Origin of the sequence: Serratia grimesii (genome assembly GCF_900186025.1) — a bacterium.
GTDB lineage: Bacteria > Pseudomonadota > Gammaproteobacteria > Enterobacterales > Enterobacteriaceae > Serratia > Serratia grimesii.
In genome coordinates this window covers 283,324-301,113 of the sequence record NZ_LT883155.1, presented here as the reverse complement: position 1 = coordinate 301,113, position 17,790 = coordinate 283,324, and the positions used below count along the sequence as shown (strand labels likewise).

Genomic DNA, 17,790 nt, shown 5'->3' with positions numbered 1-17,790 from the left:
AGATTTTACCAGAGTTTCTAACCAATTCAGGCAGTTCGCTTCCAACCGATCAGCCAGGAAACGATGCCGGCTGCTATTAGCCATGCGGGGAATACAGCAACCTCGCCCAACAGCAAAATCGTACCGCTTACTATCAGTGTAGCGCCAACGCCGAACAAATAACGCGATTGCCCCTGACGGACGCGCTGGGCCTGCATCTGATTAGTCAGCTTATCAACACTTTGTTGCAACAACTTATGCTGCTGCAGGCTATCGTAAAATAATTCAGGCAGCTCAGGCAGTTTCTCTGCCCAAAACGGCGCTTTTTCTTTCAGTGCGCGGATCACTGCCGGTATACCGACCTGATCACGCATCCAGCTTTCCAGGAACGGTTTGGCCGTCGTCCACAAATCCAACTGCGGATAAAGCTGTCGACCCAGACCTTCAACATACAGCAAGGTCTTCTGCAATAACACCAGTTGAGGTTGCACTTCCATATTGAAACGACGCGCGGTATTGAACAGGTTCAACAGCACGTTACCGAACGAAATTTCTTCCAATGGCTTCTCGAAGATCGGCTCGCACACGGTGCGGATAGCGAATTCGAAATCCTCAACGTTGGTATCGCGCGGCACCCAACCAGAATCAACATGCAGCTCCGCAACCTTACGGTAATCACGGTTGAAGAAGGCAATAAAGTTTTCCGCCAGATAGCGTTTATCGTCCTTGTTCAACGAGCCGACAATACCGCAATCAATGCCGATATAGCAGGGGTCTTCAGGATGCTCATAGCTGACAAAAATATTACCGGGATGCATGTCCGCATGGAAGAAGCTGTCGCGGAATACCTGGGTAAAGAATACCTGAACCCCACGTTCGGCCAACAGTTTCATGTTGGTGCCCTGCTTTTCCAGCGTCTCAATATCCGAGACAGGGATGCCGTAAATGCGTTCCATGACCAGCACGCTTTCGCGGCAGTAGTCCGAATACACTTCCGGCACGTACAGCATAGGGCTACCGTCAAAATTGCGGCGCAGCTGGATGGCGTTAGCCGCTTCACGCAGCAGATTCAGCTCGTCCAGCAAGGTCTTTTCATACTCGCGCACCACTTCACGCGGGCGCAAGCGGCGACCATCTGGCATCAGTTTGGGCACCCAGGCCGCTAAACGATACATCAGGCGCACATCGGCCTTGATGATTGGCCCGATATCCGGCCGAATCACCTTCAACACCACTTCCTGACCGGTCGTTTTCAGCCGCGCGGTATGTACCTGAGCTATCGATGCCGAGGCTAGCGCCTGTTGGTCAAAATCATCAAACCAGGTTTCCAGCGGGCCGCCCATCGCCAATTCAATATGCTTGCGCGCCAGCGCACCGTCGAAAGGAGCAACCCGATCCTGCAGCAACGTCAGTTGATCGGCGATCTGTGGTGGGAACAGGTCGCGACGGGTAGACATCATCTGGCCAAACTTAATCCATACCGGCCCCAGTTCCTGCAGAGCCAGACGCAGACGCTCGCCCAATGGTTTATCTGCATGGCGGTTCGGCATCCAGAACAGCAGGCGGCGGCCAAATCGCAGTGGCCACGTCAAACGCATCTTGGGGATCAGTTCATCCAGGCCATAACTGAGAAAAACGCGGACGATCAAATACAGGCGGCGTAGTTCGCCAGGGGTCATCGCTTACCCTCCAACTTGTCCATACGAGCAATCAGCGCTTCGACGTTGCGAACGGTGGCATCAACCTCTTCATTGAACCACACAACTTCCAATGGGCCTGGTGCCATACGCCACTCTTCCGTCAGTGTCTCAGCCACATAATGCTGCTGACGCTGTAAACCGGCTTTCAGCAGATTCGCCCCCTTTCCTAGAACCTGAGTGACACCCTGCGCAGCAATATCGCCGATGTAAGGTGCCAGCCATTCCGCCGGATCCCACTCAGCCAGATCAAGCAGCCCGACCAGTTGTTGCACGACCTGAATATCACCTTCGACAATCAGTTCGCCGCTGCGCATCAATGGCGAAAGCTGTTGGCGATCCCGCAATTTCAGCAGCACCGAGATACGACTACGCACCGTGCAGTCGGCAGTGTCATCAGACTGGCCAAGCACATCGACACGCTGTTCACTGAAGATCAGCACCAGCGGAGAGGCAAGTTCCTGCAACTCAATACGCAAAACCTTGCCAACCAGCCGCTGACGGGCCGCCTTCATACTGCGATCGCGAAACAGCAGGCTGTTGAGCGATGTTTCCAGTACGCCGGTCAACAACGGGGTTAACAGCATCGGCATGTCCATATCAGAACTTGAAGCCACGGTGCAGGGCCACAATACCGCCGGTCAGGTTAAAATAGGTCACGTTGTCAAAACCGGCGGCCCCCATCATGCCCTTGAGTGTTTCCTGATCAGGATGCATGCGGATCGACTCAGCCAGATAACGGTAGCTTTCCGGATCCTTCACCACCAGCTCACCGATTTTCGGCAGCACGTGGAACGAATAGGCGTCATAGGCTTTGCTCAGCGGCGCCAGCAAAGGTTTGGAGAATTCCAACACCAGCAGACGACCACCCGGCTTCAGCACTCGGAACATGGAGCGCAGCGCTTTGTCTTTATCGGTGACGTTGCGCAGGCCAAAAGAAATGGTGATGCAGTCAAAATAGTTATCTGGGAACGGCAACGCTTCGGCATTGGCCTGAACGTAGCTGACGTTGCCGATAATGCCGCGATCGCGCAGTTTTTCGCGCCCCATCTTCAGCATAGAATCGTTAATGTCCGCCAGTACCACCTGTCCTTGCTCACCGACCATGCGGGAGAACTTGGCGGCCAGGTCACCGGTGCCACCGGCCAGATCCAACACCCGCTGCCCACGGCGCACGCCGCTGCAATCAATGGTAAAACGCTTCCAGATACGGTGGATGCCAAACGACATCAGGTCGTTCATCACGTCATACTTTGCGGCTACCGAATGAAAAACGTCTGCCACCATGGCCTGCTTTTCGTCTCGAGCTACGGTGCGAAAACCGAAATCGGTGGTTTCCTGCGGTTGATCTGCCATTGTCCTGCCTGCTATTCAGTCAATTTAGTGTGGTGGAGTGTACCAGAACCCCACGGAATACCCCACCTCGCAGCGGTTGTCATGCCTGCGATGCGGAGCGTGGTTCCTCTACGGCGTCGTCGCCTTCCGTCTCCGGCAGCGTATCAACGTCATCGTCGCCCGCCGCCTCAAATTCTTCATCATGCTGAGCACTGGCTTGCTGAGCCAGCAGCGGGTTGATCGGTCTTTTCACCTCAACCCCAAGCGCACGGAACCCCTCGGTCTGTCCGATAAGATTACCACGGCCTTCGCTCAGTTTGTTCATCGCCAGACGATAACTCCCCTGGGCCTTGTCCAGGCTCTGCCCCAGCGACGACATATCGTCGACAAACAGCCGCATTTTGTCATACAGCCGCGCAGCCCGGTCAGCAATGCGTTGCGCATTCTGGCTCTGGTGTTCATAGCGCCAAAGGTTGGTGATAGTCCGCAATGCCACCAACAGTGTGGTTGGGCTGACCAGCATGATGTTGTGTTTTAACGCATCGCTAATCAGCTCCGGCTCACGGTCGATAGCCAATAGGAAGGCCGGCTCCACCGGAATAAACATCAGCACGTAGTCCAGTGAACGCAGGCCAGGCAATTGCTGGTAATCCTTACGTCCCAGCAGACGGATATGACCGCGCAACGAGGCAATATGCTCACTCAGTGCCGCCTCACGTTCAACTTCATCTTCACTGTTGAAGTAACGTTCGTAGGCCACCAACGACATTTTCGCATCGATCACCACGTCCTTACCCTGAGGCAAACGCACGATCACATCAGGTTGCATACGGCTCTGGTGATCTACCCGCACGTTGACCTGGGTTTCATACTCATGTCCTTCACGCAAACCGGAGGCTTCGAGCACCCGGCTCAGCACCACTTCCCCCCAGTTACCCTGCGTTTTATTATCCCCTTTCAGGGCTTTGGTAAGGTTGATGGCTTCACGCGCCATCTGCGCATTGAGCTGCTGCAGGTTGCGTATTTCGTGGGTCAAAGTATGGCGTTCACGTGCTTCCTGACCAAAACTGTCCTGCACCTGACGGCGGAAACCATCCAGCTGTTCACGCAGCGGCAGCAACAGGCGATCCAAACTTTGCTTATTTTGCTCGTCTACCTTGCGCCCGCTGTGTTCAAAAATGCGGTTAGCCAAATTCTCGAACTGGGTAGTGAGACGTTGCTCGCTGTTAATCAACAGACGTTGTTTTTCTTCTGCCGCCATGCGGGTTTCTTCCAGGCGGATGGTCACCTCACGCAACTCGGCTTCCTGGGCGCTATTTACCTCACGTTGCGCCCGCAGTTCCTGATTCAACTGCTCACATTCATTGCGCCAGTGATTAAGCTGCTGAAGCTTTTCATGCCCGGCCGCCAACTGGCTGTGCAAATTACGTAATTCCAGCTCAGTCTGACGCATGTGTTGTTCATTACGCTGCAGTATTTCCTGTCGGGACGCGGTTTCCTGCTGCGCCTGTTGCAGCGATTGTTCCAGCAGCCGCAGCTCAGTTTCATGCTGTGCCTGTGTCTGTTGTACACGCAAGCTGGCGATAAGCCATCCCAGCAGCAGGCCGATAGCTACCCCACCTATACCGTAAATTAAACTGGTATCCACCACCCTGCCTCCTGTTACACCTGACTTTTCCGGCGTTCTATACGCCTCTTGTCCGTCACGTTAAAGGGAGCCTGTATGGATGTCCAGCGTGTTTTCATGGAAGGAACGCGGCAGTCAAGCGATACCGCGCTGATCAGGCAGGCTAAAACAGTTTGAAGCGGTATTCGGCGATAAACTCCGCCGCCAGAGAATGAGACGTCTGATAGCGCCCATCCGATATTACCGGTGTTTTATTTGCGTTCTTATAGGACCACCCCGGACCAAACATGGCAAAAATCGTCAGGTTTTTTAATGTTGGGTGCGAAGGCATCCAGCGCCCAAACGCGTTGATTTCACCAGTACGTACGGCAATACCCTGATAGCTGAACTGACCATAGTTCGTGGCGAGCCCAGCGGTGAATTCAGGTGTAATACGGTATTCAGCCATTGCCGCCAACATTGTTTCGCCATCACGCATATAGTCTTCGCCAGCATAGGCCATTGACGTGAAAGTACCACGGGAGTTTTTCGCCATATGCCGTGGGTAAAACCCCAGCATCCCTTCTCCTTTGGGCGCCCGCGTGTGACCAATGCCAAGCTTCAGGCTCCAAAGCGGCGCCTGCCATTTGGCATCAAAAGCATAGTGGTTAGCATGGCGATCGAAATTGCGTTTGTTTAGTGCCATCACCTTGTAATTGTCCAGCGCCTGAGTGGTATAAATCTGGCTACCAAGGCTGAGTTTTTCATTGGGCTTGAACACCATCCGCAAGATCTGCCGACGTAGATAGTCCTGAGATTCGCCATACGCCAATTGGCCGTTGAACACTTTATTCTCATAACCTAATTCGCCCGTGGCGAGGTGATTGATGTAATGACCATCATTGGTTTGCAAGCGCAGACTGTCGGGGGAGTTACGATCCATCGCGTGTTCGACATAAGCGCCACGTACAGCGAACTCTGTCCCCGAGACGCCCCCTGACCAGCCTAAATACGTGGTCGGTGAAAGGCGCGTGGACGTGGAAATCACACCGTAGTTACGCAATATTTGCCACCCCCACTGGGCATTAAGCGCCGTGCCACTCACCTCTCCTTTCAATTTGACGTAACGCTGTCCAACTTTACTGAATCCAGCGGCATTACTCTTACTGTTACCTGGGCCGTTGTTGTACAAGACCCCTCGGGTATTGAAATAGTCGCTGGCACCCAGTTTCACCGCACTGTAGTAATCGAGGTTCACCCCAAGGGTATCGGCGAGATAACCGGACTGATAGCCCAGAGCCAGCCCTTGCCCCCAGGCGTTGTGGACCTCCTTCGGGTTAGCCGCGTCTTCTTTAAGGTATTTCCAGTAATTTTTCAGTGTGATCTCAGCCTGACTGTCGCGAATAAAAGACGCATTGGCGAGGCTGTCACCCGCGGCATGCAACGCGGGTGACAAGAGCGAAATAGCGATAACGCACCATGAAGCGAAAACTCTCATTATTATCATCCCCAGAATTTGGCATAGAAATGCCCGGCCGGGCGGCATCAATTTCCGCCCGACACTAAAAAATAAGAAGGGTGTATTTATTCTATAACTTTAACGTTACTGACCTTTATTAATAATCACTTTCCCTTTTGCGACATAACTCAGGTCACCAATGTTAGTTACCTTATATTCGCCATCTTTATAAGTAATTTTTACCACTGCCGCATTGGCCAATGGCTTATTCTTTTCTGGGTTGTCGGTCATGTCTGAAATCATCATCTGCATTGATAACCCGGAAGAGACTGCCAGTATGTTTTTATCTCCCCCTTTTAAAGCCGCCTGCACCATTGCATTCAGCGCATGCTGCATACGCGTTTTCACTTGCAGGGCATTTTCGGCCTCTTGCTTATCATCACTCTGATTGATGGCATCCACCATCGAGATTAACCCTATGCGCCCTTCCTTCATCTGCTGGAACATAGCGTCACCCGACGCCATATCAAGCTTTTTGGCGGCGGCATCCGCCATATTCTTATTTGGCAGGCCTTCAAACCCACCAAAGAACATTTCACGTAAATCTGTCAGCTCTGTCACGCTCGCGTTTGGTTTGCCCATTTCCTGTAGGATCACTCGCATCGTTTCACGTTGGCGCCCGGCATCACTGGTGTAAAAGCGAGTAAAAGGAACCTCTTTCAATCCGGCCCCCAGATAACGGGCCGTTTCAATCCCTGATGACGTCAAGGGTGAATCTGCCCAACCTTGCACCCGATCGTAAGTATTGAGTATCGTTTTACCGTGACGCGCAAAATAAATATTGATGCTATCTGTCTCTGCCGCAAAAACAGCAGACGTAGATAAAGAAGAGAGAGAAAGTACAAAAGCTAATACCCCTGTTTTTATTTTCATTGATAGCCCTTAGTGAAGAAAATGACACTACACGTTAGTTTTATAATCATCCATGGATCGTTGAGTATATTAATGGCAAAAAAAAACCCAAACCCATGACATTTCTGTCAACGAGTTTGGGTTTTGCCTGTTTAATCACAGTAACAATCCACTTACTAACGAAATTAACACCCATAAGAAAAGAAAGAAAATGAAAAGCCGCAAATAAGGATAAATTCGTGATCGAATTCTCACTCTTCCTTTAATAATTAACAGACGACATAGCCCCCTTCGCAAGAAAGAGGGGCTATCTTAACTAAACCACTGGCTTAGCCATTTAATACCAAAAGCGCCCGGCGCAAGAATGCCAAATGCCCAGATCATCGCCGAAGTGATATTCGCTACTTGGAAATAACGCTGGGGCATACCACAAATACCACCGACCAGCGGTACCACAGCACGCAATGGGCCGAAGAAGCGACCGATGAAAATACCCAAAACCCCCCAACGTTCAAAAAACGCATGACCTCGCGTCAACAGCTGTGGATTGCGCGATAGCGGCCACATGTGCGCCACACGATCCTGGTAGTGGTAACCAATCCAGTAAGAAAGCCAATCACCGAAGAAGGCACCGATAGCTGCAGCAGCCCAAATCGGCCAAAATGCGATGCCGCTTTCGCCAATCAGCGCACCCAAGGCGAGCAAAATCACCGTTGCCGGTAACAGCAGCGACAAGAACGCCAGCGATTCGCCAAATGCCAGGAAGAAGATAATCGGGATAGCCCAGTTTTCATGCTGACGCACGGTTTCGCTGACCCAGTGGATAATGTCATTGAGGCTCAATACAGGCTCCTGATACGGGATTTATCCCCCAAGGATACGCAATGCCAGCCGGGGCAGGTTAAACCCCGGTTAAACATCAGCACGGTTTACTCGAGGTAAAATGCCTGCAGCGCTTCACGCTGTTTCTGGCCCAGCCCATATTCCGCCTCCAGCCAACGATCGGTAGTGCCATGTTGCTCACGAATACAACCCAGAGCCGTCATCAGGAACTCTTCACGAGCGCTAAGCACGTAGGCAAACTGTTGCAACGTAGAGTCACTCAGGCGAATCGACAGTTGATCCAGCATCTGTTCGCGGAAAGTTGCCAGCGTGGTTTCGGTTAACAGGTAATCTTCCACAACCGTCGCCTCATCAGCCCCCAGTGCGAATAACACCAGTGCCGATCCAATCCCAGTACGATCCTTACCCACCGCACAGTGCTGGACGATCGCGCCGTGATCCGCCTTGCTCAGCAGTTGAGCCAACTGTTTGTACGCCGTATTGCCGAACGGCAATCGGCGGTACAGTTCCAGCATAAACATCTGTGCATCAAAACCCGCGAGCGTTTCACTGTTTAGCTTTTCCAGGTTAGCGTTAACCTCATTGCTCAGCGGGTTGGCGGGGAAATGATGGTAATCGGCACCACGCCACAGAATATCAGGCTTAGCCTGCACTTCATCAGCATCACGGTAATCGAGTACCGAACGTACCGGCACGCCGGCCAGAAAAGTGCAGTCATTTTCCGTCAGGCGTTCTAACGAACCGGAACGAAACAGCAAACCACGTTTGATACGGCGACCATCGGCGACGCTATTGCCGCCAAGATCGCGAAAATTAATGCCACCATCAAGCGGTGCTAGTGAAGGATGAAGCAGGATCTGGGCGGTCATAGACGTCCTCGCGGTTATTGTCTGAAAAAACGCAACCTGAAAGCATCGGTAAAACCGGGCTCAACGGGTCATAGAGGTGGCCAGAAAGATGGCACATAGAGCGAAATAACCCTATGACTTTCAAATTGCAGATAGGCGGCCAGATCGGGAGTCCCCAGGCGCTTACTCAGATAAGTCACTGAGGTGAACGAGCGCAGCCAACAGCGCTGCAGTTTGAAAGACGACGGGGTATAACCGTAACAGATTACGACTGAATGGCAAAACGGGCCGCGTCAGCGACCCGTTGAACTGCGAGATAATTACAACAGGCGGCGCGCCGCATCAACCACGATCTGTACCGCTTTGCTTTCGGTGTTTTTCATGGTTTCTGCGTTAGGAATTTCCTGCTGGGTGCGGTTAACGATGACACCGGCAACCATACCAGCACGCAGGCCTTGGCTAGCACACATGGTCAGCAGTGTTGCAGATTCCATTTCATAGTTCATCACGCCCATTGACTGCCATTCTTCCATCGAGCCTTTGAAGCGGCTGACGACGCGGCCAGAGAAAGTATCGTAACGTTCCTGACCAGGGTAGAAGGTATCAGAAGACGCCGTCACGCCAATGTGAGTAGTCGCGCCAGCAGCTTTAGCCGCTTCGACCAGTGCCGTGGTACAGGTGAAATCGGCCACGGCCGGGAATTCCATCGGCGCGAAGTGCAAGCTCGCACCATCAAGGCGAACTGCCGCAGTGGTGACCAAGACGTCACCGACATTGATGTTTGACTGGATCGCACCGGTGGTGCCGATACGCAGGAAGGTACGGATACCCAATTGCGCCAGTTCTTCAACGGCGATAGAGGTAGACGGGCCACCAATGCCGGTAGAGCAGACGATCACTGCCTTGCCGTCCAGCTCTGCGCGCCAGGAGGTAAATTCACGATGGGAAGCCAGATGCACCGGATTTTCCATCAGCTTGGCAATTTTCTCTACGCGCTGTGGATCGCCAGGAACGATGGCAAGCTGGGCCCCTTGTAAATCGTTTTTAGTGAGGCCGAGATGAAAAACGTCAGATTGAGACATGCGAGACTCCTCATAGATCATGTTTATTGGGAGGAACAAAAAAGTACTCTACTGAAAATCGTCACTCAATTTAGTGACGACCATCACTTTGAATAAAGAAACAGAATGCAATCTACATAATTTTCGTGACAATAGTCACAAAAACAAGCTAAAAGGCCGATCTGAGCGCCTCAGTTGCCACAAGTCTAGCTGACAAACTGTACGGCCGTTTCCCGCGACGCGTCGCTGACCGTAAAGGTCTTTTCCCTAACCCACTATTTACGTGACCTCAGAAAATAACCGCCGTTTATCGCCAGCTTAGCCATACAAAAGGCAGCTAACGCACCTTATGGTACTCATAGGGGTCAACATGCGTAATAGCATGATAAAAAGACAACAAAAATGCAGTAAAGCCAGATAATTAACCGTTTTTTACAGACTTGGCCGAAAATGCGCAACTCGACGCCAATAACGCGTAATCTTTCCTATAGTTAATCTCAGCGCTTTTCTCTATTGCACGGAGACCGCAATGAAAACCGATCATGTGATGACATTAAAACAGGCTCAGGGGGGATTCACCCCAGCCGTAACACCGTTGGCTGCCTCAACTATTCTTACCGATGAACAAGGCATTCATGCGGGGGAAACCACTATTCCTTCGCAGGGCGACAATCTGCCGGCCTATATCGCCAAACCAGCAGATCACAGTGGCCCCTTCCCGGTTGTCCTGGTGGTACAGGAAATTTTTGGCGTTCATGAACATATTCAGGACGTGTGCCGTCGCTTGGCAAAGCAAGGCTATCTGGCGATCGCACCTGAGCTGTATTTCCGTCAGGGAGATGCCAAGGATTACACCGACATCAGTGAACTGTTTCAGAAGTTGGTGAGTAAAGTGCCAGATCGCCAGGTACTGGCGGATCTGGACCATGCCGCTCATTGGGCCACACGCCACGGCGGCGATGCCGGCAAGCTGGCCATTACCGGTTTTTGCTGGGGCGGTCGTATTACCTGGTTGTATGCGGCACATAACCCGCAGCTAAAGGCCGCTGTCGCTTGGTATGGCAAACTGGTGGGAGAGAAAACGCTTAACTCTCCAAAGCACCCGGTCGATGTCGCCACGCAACTCTCTGCGCCGGTACTGGGATTATATGGCGGTCAGGACAGCAGTATCCCACTGGATACGGTTGAAAGCATGCGTCAGGCGATCCGTGCGGCTAACGCTAGTGCCGAAATCGTGGTCTACCCCGAAGCTGGCCACGCCTTCAATGCCGACTACCGACCAAGCTACAATGCCGAAGCGGCGGAAGATGGCTGGCAGCGCATGCTGGCATGGTTCGCTCAACATGGCGTACCTGGCATTAAATAACGCCCCCTCACCTCAGGGTTGCCAGAACGGGCAGTTGCTGAGGGCATAAAAAAGGGCGCCGAGGCGCCCTGAATAATCACATCAAACCATCACGGTCGTTTTTCAGCAATCAAGCCTGCAGTTCGCGCAAGCGCTGTGCGGCCAGTACCATGTTAGTCAGCGACTGGCGGGTTTCCGGCCAACCACGGGTTTTCAGGCCGCAGTCTGGGTTAACCCACAGACGTTCTGCCGGGATGTTCTGCGCTGCTTTACGCAACAGCGCTTCGATCCATTCCACGCTTGGTACGTTTGGCGAGTGGATGTCATACACGCCCGGACCAATTTCGTTTGGATACTCGAACTCTTTGAAGGCTTCCAACAGATCCATATCGGAACGCGAGGTTTCGATGGTGATCACGTCAGCATCCAACGCGGCAATCGAATCCATGATGTCGTTAAACTCGCAGTAACACATATGGGTGTGGATCTGCGTGTCATCTTGCGCCACAGCGGCATTCAGTTTAAACGCATCTACCGCCCAGTTCAGGTAAGCAGCCCAGTCAGATTGACGCAGCGGCAGACCTTCACGCAGTGCAGGCTCATCAATCTGGATGATACCGATACCGGCTTTTTCCAGATCTTCCACTTCATCACGCAGTGCCAGAGCAATCTGTTTGGCAATCACTTCGCGGCTGACGTCTTCACGCGGGAATGACCAGCAAAGAATGGTCACCGGACCGGTCAACATGCCTTTTACCGGCTTGTCAGTCAGTGACTGAGCATACTTCGCCCACTCAACGGTGATGGCTTCCGGTCGACTGACATCACCGATAATGACTGGCGGTTTAACGCAACGGGAACCGTAGCTTTGCACCCAACCATTTTGCGTGAAGACGAAGCCATCAAGGTTCTCACCGAAATATTCCACCATGTCATTGCGTTCGGCTTCACCGTGTACCAACACATCCAGACCCAAACGTTCTTGTTCAACGATCGCCTGTTTGATGTGCTCACTGATGCTGGTGCGGTAGTTGTTACTGTCCAGGCGACCCTGTTTGAAGTCCAGGCGCAGACCACGGATTTCGGTCGTTTGCGGGAATGAGCCAATAGTGGTGGTCGGCCAAGCCGGCAGGTTGAAGCGATCACGCTGTGCCTGAGCGCGTTCGGCATAAGGACGCTGGCGTTCACTGTCCTGTGCGGTAATCGCAGCCAGACGTTGACCTACCTGCGCATTATGCACACGGCTGGACTGACGACGGGCACGGATTGGTGCGCTGTAGGCATCAAGTTCTGCCTGTTTTTCTGCACTCGGTGCGTTCAACGCCGCACTCAGTAACGCCAGTTCGGCACATTTTTGCAGGGCGAAGGCAAACCAGCTTTTCACTTCTTCATCCAGGCGGGTTTCGACGCTCAGATCGATTGGGCTGTGCAGCAGTGAACAAGAGGTGCCAATCCACAATGGACGGCTACCAACCAAAGGTTGCAGACGTTCGAACCAACTGCTCAGATCGGCGCGCCAAACGTTGCGCCCATTGATGACCCCCAGAGACAACAGCCACTCTTTTGGCAATACCTGGTTTAAGGTGGCGATATCATCGTTGCCGGCAACCAGGTCAACATGCAGCCCCTGTACCGGTAGCTCACGAAGGGTAGCCAGGTTGTGGCCAATGCTGTCGAAGTAGGTCGTCAGCAACAGTTTTACCTGGCCCTGCAGCGCGTCATAAGCGGGCTTAAAGGCGTTCAGCCATTCTTGTGGTAATTCAAGCACCAGAGCAGGTTCGTCGATCTGTACCCACTCAACGCCGCGTTTCGCCAACTCAGCCAGCACCTGCTGGTAAACCGGCAGAATATCTTTCAGCAGTGACAGACGATCAAACTGCTCGCCCTTCACTTTGCCCAGCCACAGATACGTTACCGGGCCCAGCAACACTGGCTTGATTTTGTGGCCCAAGGCCAATGCTTCGTCAACCTCGTCCAGTAATTGGGTCCAGCCCAGTTTGAACTGCTGACCTTTCTGGAATTCAGGCACCATGTAGTGGTAGTTGGTGTTAAACCATTTGGTCATTTCCGCCGCTGCCGCCGGTTCCCCGGTCGGTGCGCGGCCACGGCCAAGACGGAACAGCGTGTCGAGATCGATTGAACCGTCTTTATTCTGATGACGCGCCGGTACGTTACCCAGCAGCAGACTGGTGGTTAATACATGATCGTACCAAGCGAAATCGCCGACCGGCACCAAATCCACCCCGGCTTGCTGTTGCTGTTGCCAATGACGAGCGCGCAGCTCACGGCCAACCGCCAGCAGTTCTTCCTGCGTTGAATTACCTGCCCAGTAGCTTTCCTGAGCTTTTTTCAGCTCACGTCGTAGCCCAACGCGCGGAAAACCCAGTGTGTGATTTAAAATTGCCATCGTCATATTCCCCATTTAGCCGTCCAGATGTTTACACATCCATAATCCGCAGGTACTGTATTAACCACAAGCGCAATTTATTCACTGTCACTGTGAAGGACTCTCATGATCGAACTGAAACACTTACGGACGCTACAGGCTCTGCGCAATACCGGCTCGCTAGCGGCCGCGGCGGCCCAACTCCATCAGACGCAGTCTGCATTGTCACATCAGTTCAGCGATCTGGAACAGCGTCTGGGCTTCAAGCTGTTCGTTCGCAAGAGCCAACCGCTGCGCTTTACTGCGCAGGGAGAGATCCTGCTACAGCTGGCAGAACAGGTGCTGCCGCAAATTCAGCAGGCGCTACAGGCATGTCACGAACCTCATCAGGCAACGCTGCGTATCGCTATTGAGTGCCACAGTTGTATTCAATGGCTGACGCCGGCGTTGGATAATTTCCGTCAGAGTTGGCCGCAGGTCGTGATGGACTTCAAGTCTGGCGTCACCTTTGACCCTCAACCCGCCTTGCAACAGGGCGAGCTGGATCTGGTGCTGACCTCCGATATTCTGCCGCGCAGCGGCCTGCACTATTCACCAATGTTTGATTTCGAAGTGCGGCTGGTGCTGGCACCGGATCATCCGTTGGCCAGTAAGTTGCACATTACGCCTGAGGATTTGAGCGACGAAACGCTGATGATTTATCCGGTACAGCGCCAACGGTTGGATATCTGGCGCCATTTCCTGCAACCAGCAGGCATCAACCCAGCATTGAAAAACGTGGATAACACTCTACTGCTCATCCAGATGGTGTCCGCACGGATGGGGATTGCGGCATTGCCGCATTGGGTCGTGGAAAGCTTTGAGCGCCAGGGATTGGTGGTGACCAAAACCTTGGGTGATGGTCTGTGGAGCCGCTTGTATGCCGCGGTACGCGATGGAGAGCAGCGCCAGGCAGTGACGGAAGCCTTTATTCGTTCGGCACGCCAGCACGCCTGCAACCATCTGCCGTTCGTCCGTGACGCCGCCCGCCCAAGCGCCGGTGTCGCCAGCGTCAAACCACTGGCTTCACAGCCCTGACGATCAGGGCTGTCTGCGCTTGGGCAGCCCGGTTTATTTACTGATTATTTTGGGCGCCACCCAACGACGGTGCACCCATAATGAAGCAACAATGACCGCCCCACCGATAATAAAACTCGGCCAGTGTGGCTGTTGCTGCCAGATCGCCAGATTTACCAGCAGCCCAGCAGGCACATGCATGTTATTCATGATGCCCAGCGTACCGGCATCCACCTGCGTTGCACCGTAGTTCCACATGAAATAACCCAGTCCGGAAGCCACCACACCCAGCCACACCAGAATGCCCCATTGCAGGTTGGTCGTCGGTAACTGATTTGGATTGCCCCACAGACACCAGGCTACCACCGCCACCACTAGCGCTCCCAGGTAGAACCAGGAAAACGCAGTATGCTGTGGCAGTGGATGCACTTCCATCAAGCGTTTGTAGCCAACCATGCCGATGGCAAAGCTGATATTCGCCGCCTGCACCAGCAGTAACCCCCACCAGAAATGCTCACTAAGCTGATGGTAACGGATGATCGCCGCCCCCAATACCGCCAACAATGCACTGAGCACGTAGCTCCAGCGCAGGCGTTGTCCACTGATCAGATCATAAATCAGCGTGACATAGAGCGGCGTCAGGACGGTAAACAGCAAGAATTCCGGCACCGTTAAGTACATGTACGCACGGAAGCTAAACAGGTACATGATGCCAAGCTGACAGGCTCCCACCAGCATGTACATCATGATCACTTTTGGTTTGATATTGCGCCAACGCAGGAAAGGCAGGAACACCAACGCTGCAAGACCAATACGCATCAATACTGAGAACCAGCTGTCGACATGGCCCGCCAGATATTCACCAATCAGGCTGAAAGAGAATGCCCACAGGATGGTAGTAATCACCAGAAGCAGCACGATGGGTTCACCCTAAAAAGTCAGAAAGGGCGATTGTAACGGAAGGAGAGATAGATCGTGACGAAAAGGCGGTTTACATCTGAGTGAAATACAAACTATCAGCAAATTCTCACCGATGAGTTAGTCTTAACATATACCCCATGGCTTTCACCGTGCAGCTTGAAAGACGGCGGGTATAAAAGCGAGGTAAAAACCATGAAAAGTTATCACATGCTGTCCAGCCTGTTATTGCTGTCCGGATTGGCCGCTGCGGCCAACGGTGTCACCGATCTCAGCTCGCAACAGCAGTTTCTCAATCACCGTAATCAACAAGTACAACAGCAGCGTATGCTGAATAACCAACAGTTGGATCAACGCCGTTTGCAACAACAGCGGCAATTTGACAACAACCAACAGCAGTTGCAGCGAAATTCGCCGAACAACGGCCAACTGCTGCCAAATGGTAACCAACCGCGCAACCCGTTTGATCGCACTACCCCTTCGGTACCCCAGGCGCCGATGCCGACGCCTGTCAACGGAGGTTAGCCGTTTGGAAAATCGGGCCCGATTAAATCTATCCGGTCAGTGCAAATGCAATCAACACCCCAGTTCAACAGCAGGCGCGCGCGTGCCGGCTGGTTAACGGTATAAACCAGAATGCGCAAGCCTGCGGCTTTCAGCGCCGCGACTCGCTCGGCAGTCAGTTCTTTATGGTTGATGTGTAATGACACACAGCCCAACCGCTCTGTCAGCACTTGCCAGTTGTCATCCCACTCATCCAGTAGCAAACCACGCGGCAGTTCCGGTACGGTACGTTGTGCCGCCTCAAGCGCTTCTATCGAGAACGAAGAAAGCAATGGATCAGTCTGTCCCTGCCACAGCAAGCGCGCCGCCAGCGCGACCACCCGACCTGTTTCATCGTCACTGCCGGTAGTGGGTTTGATTTCAATGTTCGCCATCATGCCATGTTGTAAGCAGCGTTCAGCGACGTCAGACAGCAACGGCAAACGTTCCCCCTTGTAGGCAGAGTTATACCAGTTGCCGGCATCCAGCTGTACCAGCTTGTCCCAGGGCAACTCACCCGCCACGCCCCAACCGTTACTGGTACGATCCAGGGTATCGTCGTGCAGTAGAAAAATTTGCCCGTCCTGCGCCAGCTTGGCGTCGAACTCAATCATTTTGTGACCGTGACGTGCGCCAACGTCAATTGCCGCCAAGGTATTTTCCGGCGCCAGAGAACCGCCGCCGCGGTGGGCGACAATATGTGGATAAGGCCAGGCTGTGGTCATTGTTCCATCCGTAATCCGCTATCGGTATCAAAAAAGTGCAGCGCCTGTGCAGGCAGGTGCAAATATAGCGTGCTGCCCGCTGCCGGCATAGTTTCATGCGAAAGTCGGGCGATCACACCGTGTCCACCCCACTGCCCATGAGCCAGATTGTCCGCTCCCAACAGCTCTAGCGTTTGCATAATCAACGGCACACCACCCTGCTCATCGGTGGTCAGTTGAATATGCTCCGGACGGATGCCGAGCGTCAACTGGCGTCCTCCCCATTGTGCTTTCGCCTGCGGCAAATTCAGCATCATGCCATCCGACAACCGCAGTTGGCTGCCGTCAGCACTCAGCGTGCCGGGCAACAGATTCATCGCCGGTGACCCAATAAAACTGGCTACAAACAGCGATGCGGGGCGCTGATAGACCTCGCTCGGGGTACCAATCTGCTCCGCCACGCCCTTGTTCATCACGATCACCCGCTGCGCCAGCGTCATCGCCTCCACCTGATCGTGCGTCACGTATAAGCTGGTGGTTTTCAGTCGGCGGTGCAGCTGCTGCAATTCCAGACGCATCTGTACGCGCAGTTTGGCATCCAGGTTAGACAATGGCTCATCAAACAGAAACACCGCAGGTTCACGCACGATAGCGCGCCCCATCGCCACCCGCTGACGCTGGCCGCCAGAAAGCTCACGCGGCTTGCGCTGCAACAGCGGCTCCAGTTCTAAAATGCGTGCCGCGTCTTCGACACGCTGTTGGATATGCTGTTTGCCAAACCCGCGAATTTTCAAGCCATAGGCCATGTTGTCATACACGCTCATATGCGGATACAGCGCGTAGTTCTGAAACACCATCGCAATGCCGCGATCTTTCGGCTCCATATCGGTCACACGCTGGCTGTCGATATAGATATCGCCGCTGGTGGTACGTTCCAACCCAGCGACCATACGCAACAGCGTCGACTTACCGCAGCCGGACGGGCCGACCATCACGATAAACTCACCGTCCGCCACGTCGAGATCGATCTGCTTAATCACCGGCGTTTTACCGTCGTAGGATTTGGTGACTGCCTGTAGTTTTAAACCTGCCATGTGA

The 17,790-nt window shown here is 53.3% G+C and carries 16 protein-coding genes; 3 read left to right on the top strand and 13 right to left on the bottom strand.

Annotated features, from left to right (window positions below; all coding sequences use genetic code 11):
• Nucleotides 1-26 precede the first annotated feature (26 nt).
• The 9 genes from ubiB to udp form a co-directional block, all read right to left on the bottom strand.
• Entirely contained in the window at nt 27-1,658 is a 1,632-nt protein-coding gene (gene ubiB, locus SGBXF1_RS01330) for a ubiquinone biosynthesis regulatory protein kinase UbiB (RefSeq protein ID WP_037423531.1), read from the bottom strand.
• Nucleotides 1,655-2,263 carry a ubiquinone biosynthesis protein UbiJ gene (gene ubiJ, locus SGBXF1_RS01325; RefSeq protein ID WP_037423603.1) on the bottom strand — a complete coding sequence of 203 codons (609 nt, stop codon included), beginning with the start codon at nt 2,261-2,263 and terminating at the stop codon, nt 1,655-1,657. Before ubiJ ends, ubiB begins: the two co-directional genes overlap by 4 nt.
• Nucleotides 2,264-2,276: 13 nt before the next feature.
• A complete protein-coding gene (gene ubiE, locus SGBXF1_RS01320; RefSeq protein ID WP_037423528.1) occupies nt 2,277-3,032 on the bottom strand; it encodes a bifunctional demethylmenaquinone methyltransferase/2-methoxy-6-polyprenyl-1,4-benzoquinol methylase UbiE in 756 nt (251 codons plus the stop codon).
• Nucleotides 3,033-3,111: 79 nt separating this feature from the next.
• A complete protein-coding gene (gene rmuC, locus SGBXF1_RS01315) occupies nt 3,112-4,659 on the bottom strand; it encodes a DNA recombination protein RmuC (RefSeq protein ID WP_037423600.1) in 1,548 nt (515 codons plus the stop codon).
• Between the two features lie 142 nt (nt 4,660-4,801).
• Nucleotides 4,802-6,115 carry an OprD family outer membrane porin gene (locus tag SGBXF1_RS01310; RefSeq protein ID WP_186427713.1) on the bottom strand — a complete coding sequence of 438 codons (1,314 nt, stop codon included), beginning with the start codon at nt 6,113-6,115 and terminating at the stop codon, nt 4,802-4,804.
• Between the two features lie 105 nt (nt 6,116-6,220).
• On the bottom strand, nt 6,221-7,009 hold the full coding sequence (locus SGBXF1_RS01305) for a histidine phosphatase family protein (RefSeq protein ID WP_186427712.1): 789 nt from the start codon (nt 7,007-7,009) through the stop codon (nt 6,221-6,223).
• Between the two features lie 291 nt (nt 7,010-7,300).
• Nucleotides 7,301-7,831 carry a DedA family protein gene (locus SGBXF1_RS01300; protein ID WP_037423523.1) on the bottom strand — a complete coding sequence of 177 codons (531 nt, stop codon included), beginning with the start codon at nt 7,829-7,831 and terminating at the stop codon, nt 7,301-7,303.
• Nucleotides 7,832-7,917: 86 nt separating this feature from the next.
• Nucleotides 7,918-8,700 carry a tyrosine-protein phosphatase gene (locus SGBXF1_RS01295; RefSeq protein ID WP_186427711.1) on the bottom strand — a complete coding sequence of 261 codons (783 nt, stop codon included), beginning with the start codon at nt 8,698-8,700 and terminating at the stop codon, nt 7,918-7,920.
• A gap of 299 nt (nt 8,701-8,999) precedes the next feature.
• Entirely contained in the window at nt 9,000-9,761 is a 762-nt protein-coding gene (gene udp, locus SGBXF1_RS01290; RefSeq protein ID WP_037423519.1) for a uridine phosphorylase, read from the bottom strand.
• 508 nt (nt 9,762-10,269) lie between these two features.
• Between udp and SGBXF1_RS01285 the strand changes: the two genes are divergently transcribed.
• Nucleotides 10,270-11,106, top strand: a complete 837-nt coding sequence (locus tag SGBXF1_RS01285) for a dienelactone hydrolase family protein (protein WP_130382681.1) — start codon at nt 10,270-10,272, stop codon at nt 11,104-11,106.
• A gap of 109 nt (nt 11,107-11,215) precedes the next feature.
• Here the strand turns inward: SGBXF1_RS01285 and metE are convergent, their stop codons facing one another.
• Nucleotides 11,216-13,507, bottom strand: coding sequence for a 5-methyltetrahydropteroyltriglutamate--homocysteine S-methyltransferase (gene metE / locus SGBXF1_RS01280; protein ID WP_186427710.1), 2,292 nt, complete (start codon nt 13,505-13,507; stop codon nt 11,216-11,218).
• Nucleotides 13,508-13,597: 90 nt separating this feature from the next.
• Between metE and metR the strand changes: the two genes are divergently transcribed.
• Nucleotides 13,598-14,548, top strand: a complete 951-nt coding sequence (gene metR / locus SGBXF1_RS01275; RefSeq protein WP_061808130.1) for an HTH-type transcriptional regulator MetR — start codon at nt 13,598-13,600, stop codon at nt 14,546-14,548.
• 33 nt (nt 14,549-14,581) lie between these two features.
• On the opposite strand, the gene SGBXF1_RS01270 is transcribed toward metR, so the two are convergent.
• Complete coding sequence (locus SGBXF1_RS01270; protein WP_037423511.1) at nt 14,582-15,445, bottom strand: carboxylate/amino acid/amine transporter; 864 nt, start codon at nt 15,443-15,445, stop codon at nt 14,582-14,584.
• Between the two features lie 195 nt (nt 15,446-15,640).
• On the opposite strand from SGBXF1_RS01270, the gene SGBXF1_RS01265 reads away from it, so the two are divergent.
• Nucleotides 15,641-15,970 (top strand): hypothetical protein, encoded by a 330-nt coding sequence (locus tag SGBXF1_RS01265; RefSeq protein WP_037423510.1) that lies wholly within the window; start codon nt 15,641-15,643, stop codon nt 15,968-15,970.
• Here the strand turns inward: SGBXF1_RS01265 and ugpQ are convergent.
• Nucleotides 15,967-16,713: a glycerophosphodiester phosphodiesterase gene (gene ugpQ / locus SGBXF1_RS01260; RefSeq protein ID WP_037423495.1), complete on the bottom strand. Its 747-nt coding sequence runs from the start codon at nt 16,711-16,713 to the stop codon at nt 15,967-15,969. The genes SGBXF1_RS01265 and ugpQ overlap by 4 nt on opposite strands.
• Complete coding sequence (locus SGBXF1_RS01255; protein WP_037423492.1) at nt 16,710-17,786, bottom strand: sn-glycerol-3-phosphate import ATP-binding protein UgpC; 1,077 nt, start codon at nt 17,784-17,786, stop codon at nt 16,710-16,712. Before SGBXF1_RS01255 ends, ugpQ begins: the two co-directional genes overlap by 4 nt.
• Between the last annotated feature and the right edge of the window lie 4 nt (nt 17,787-17,790).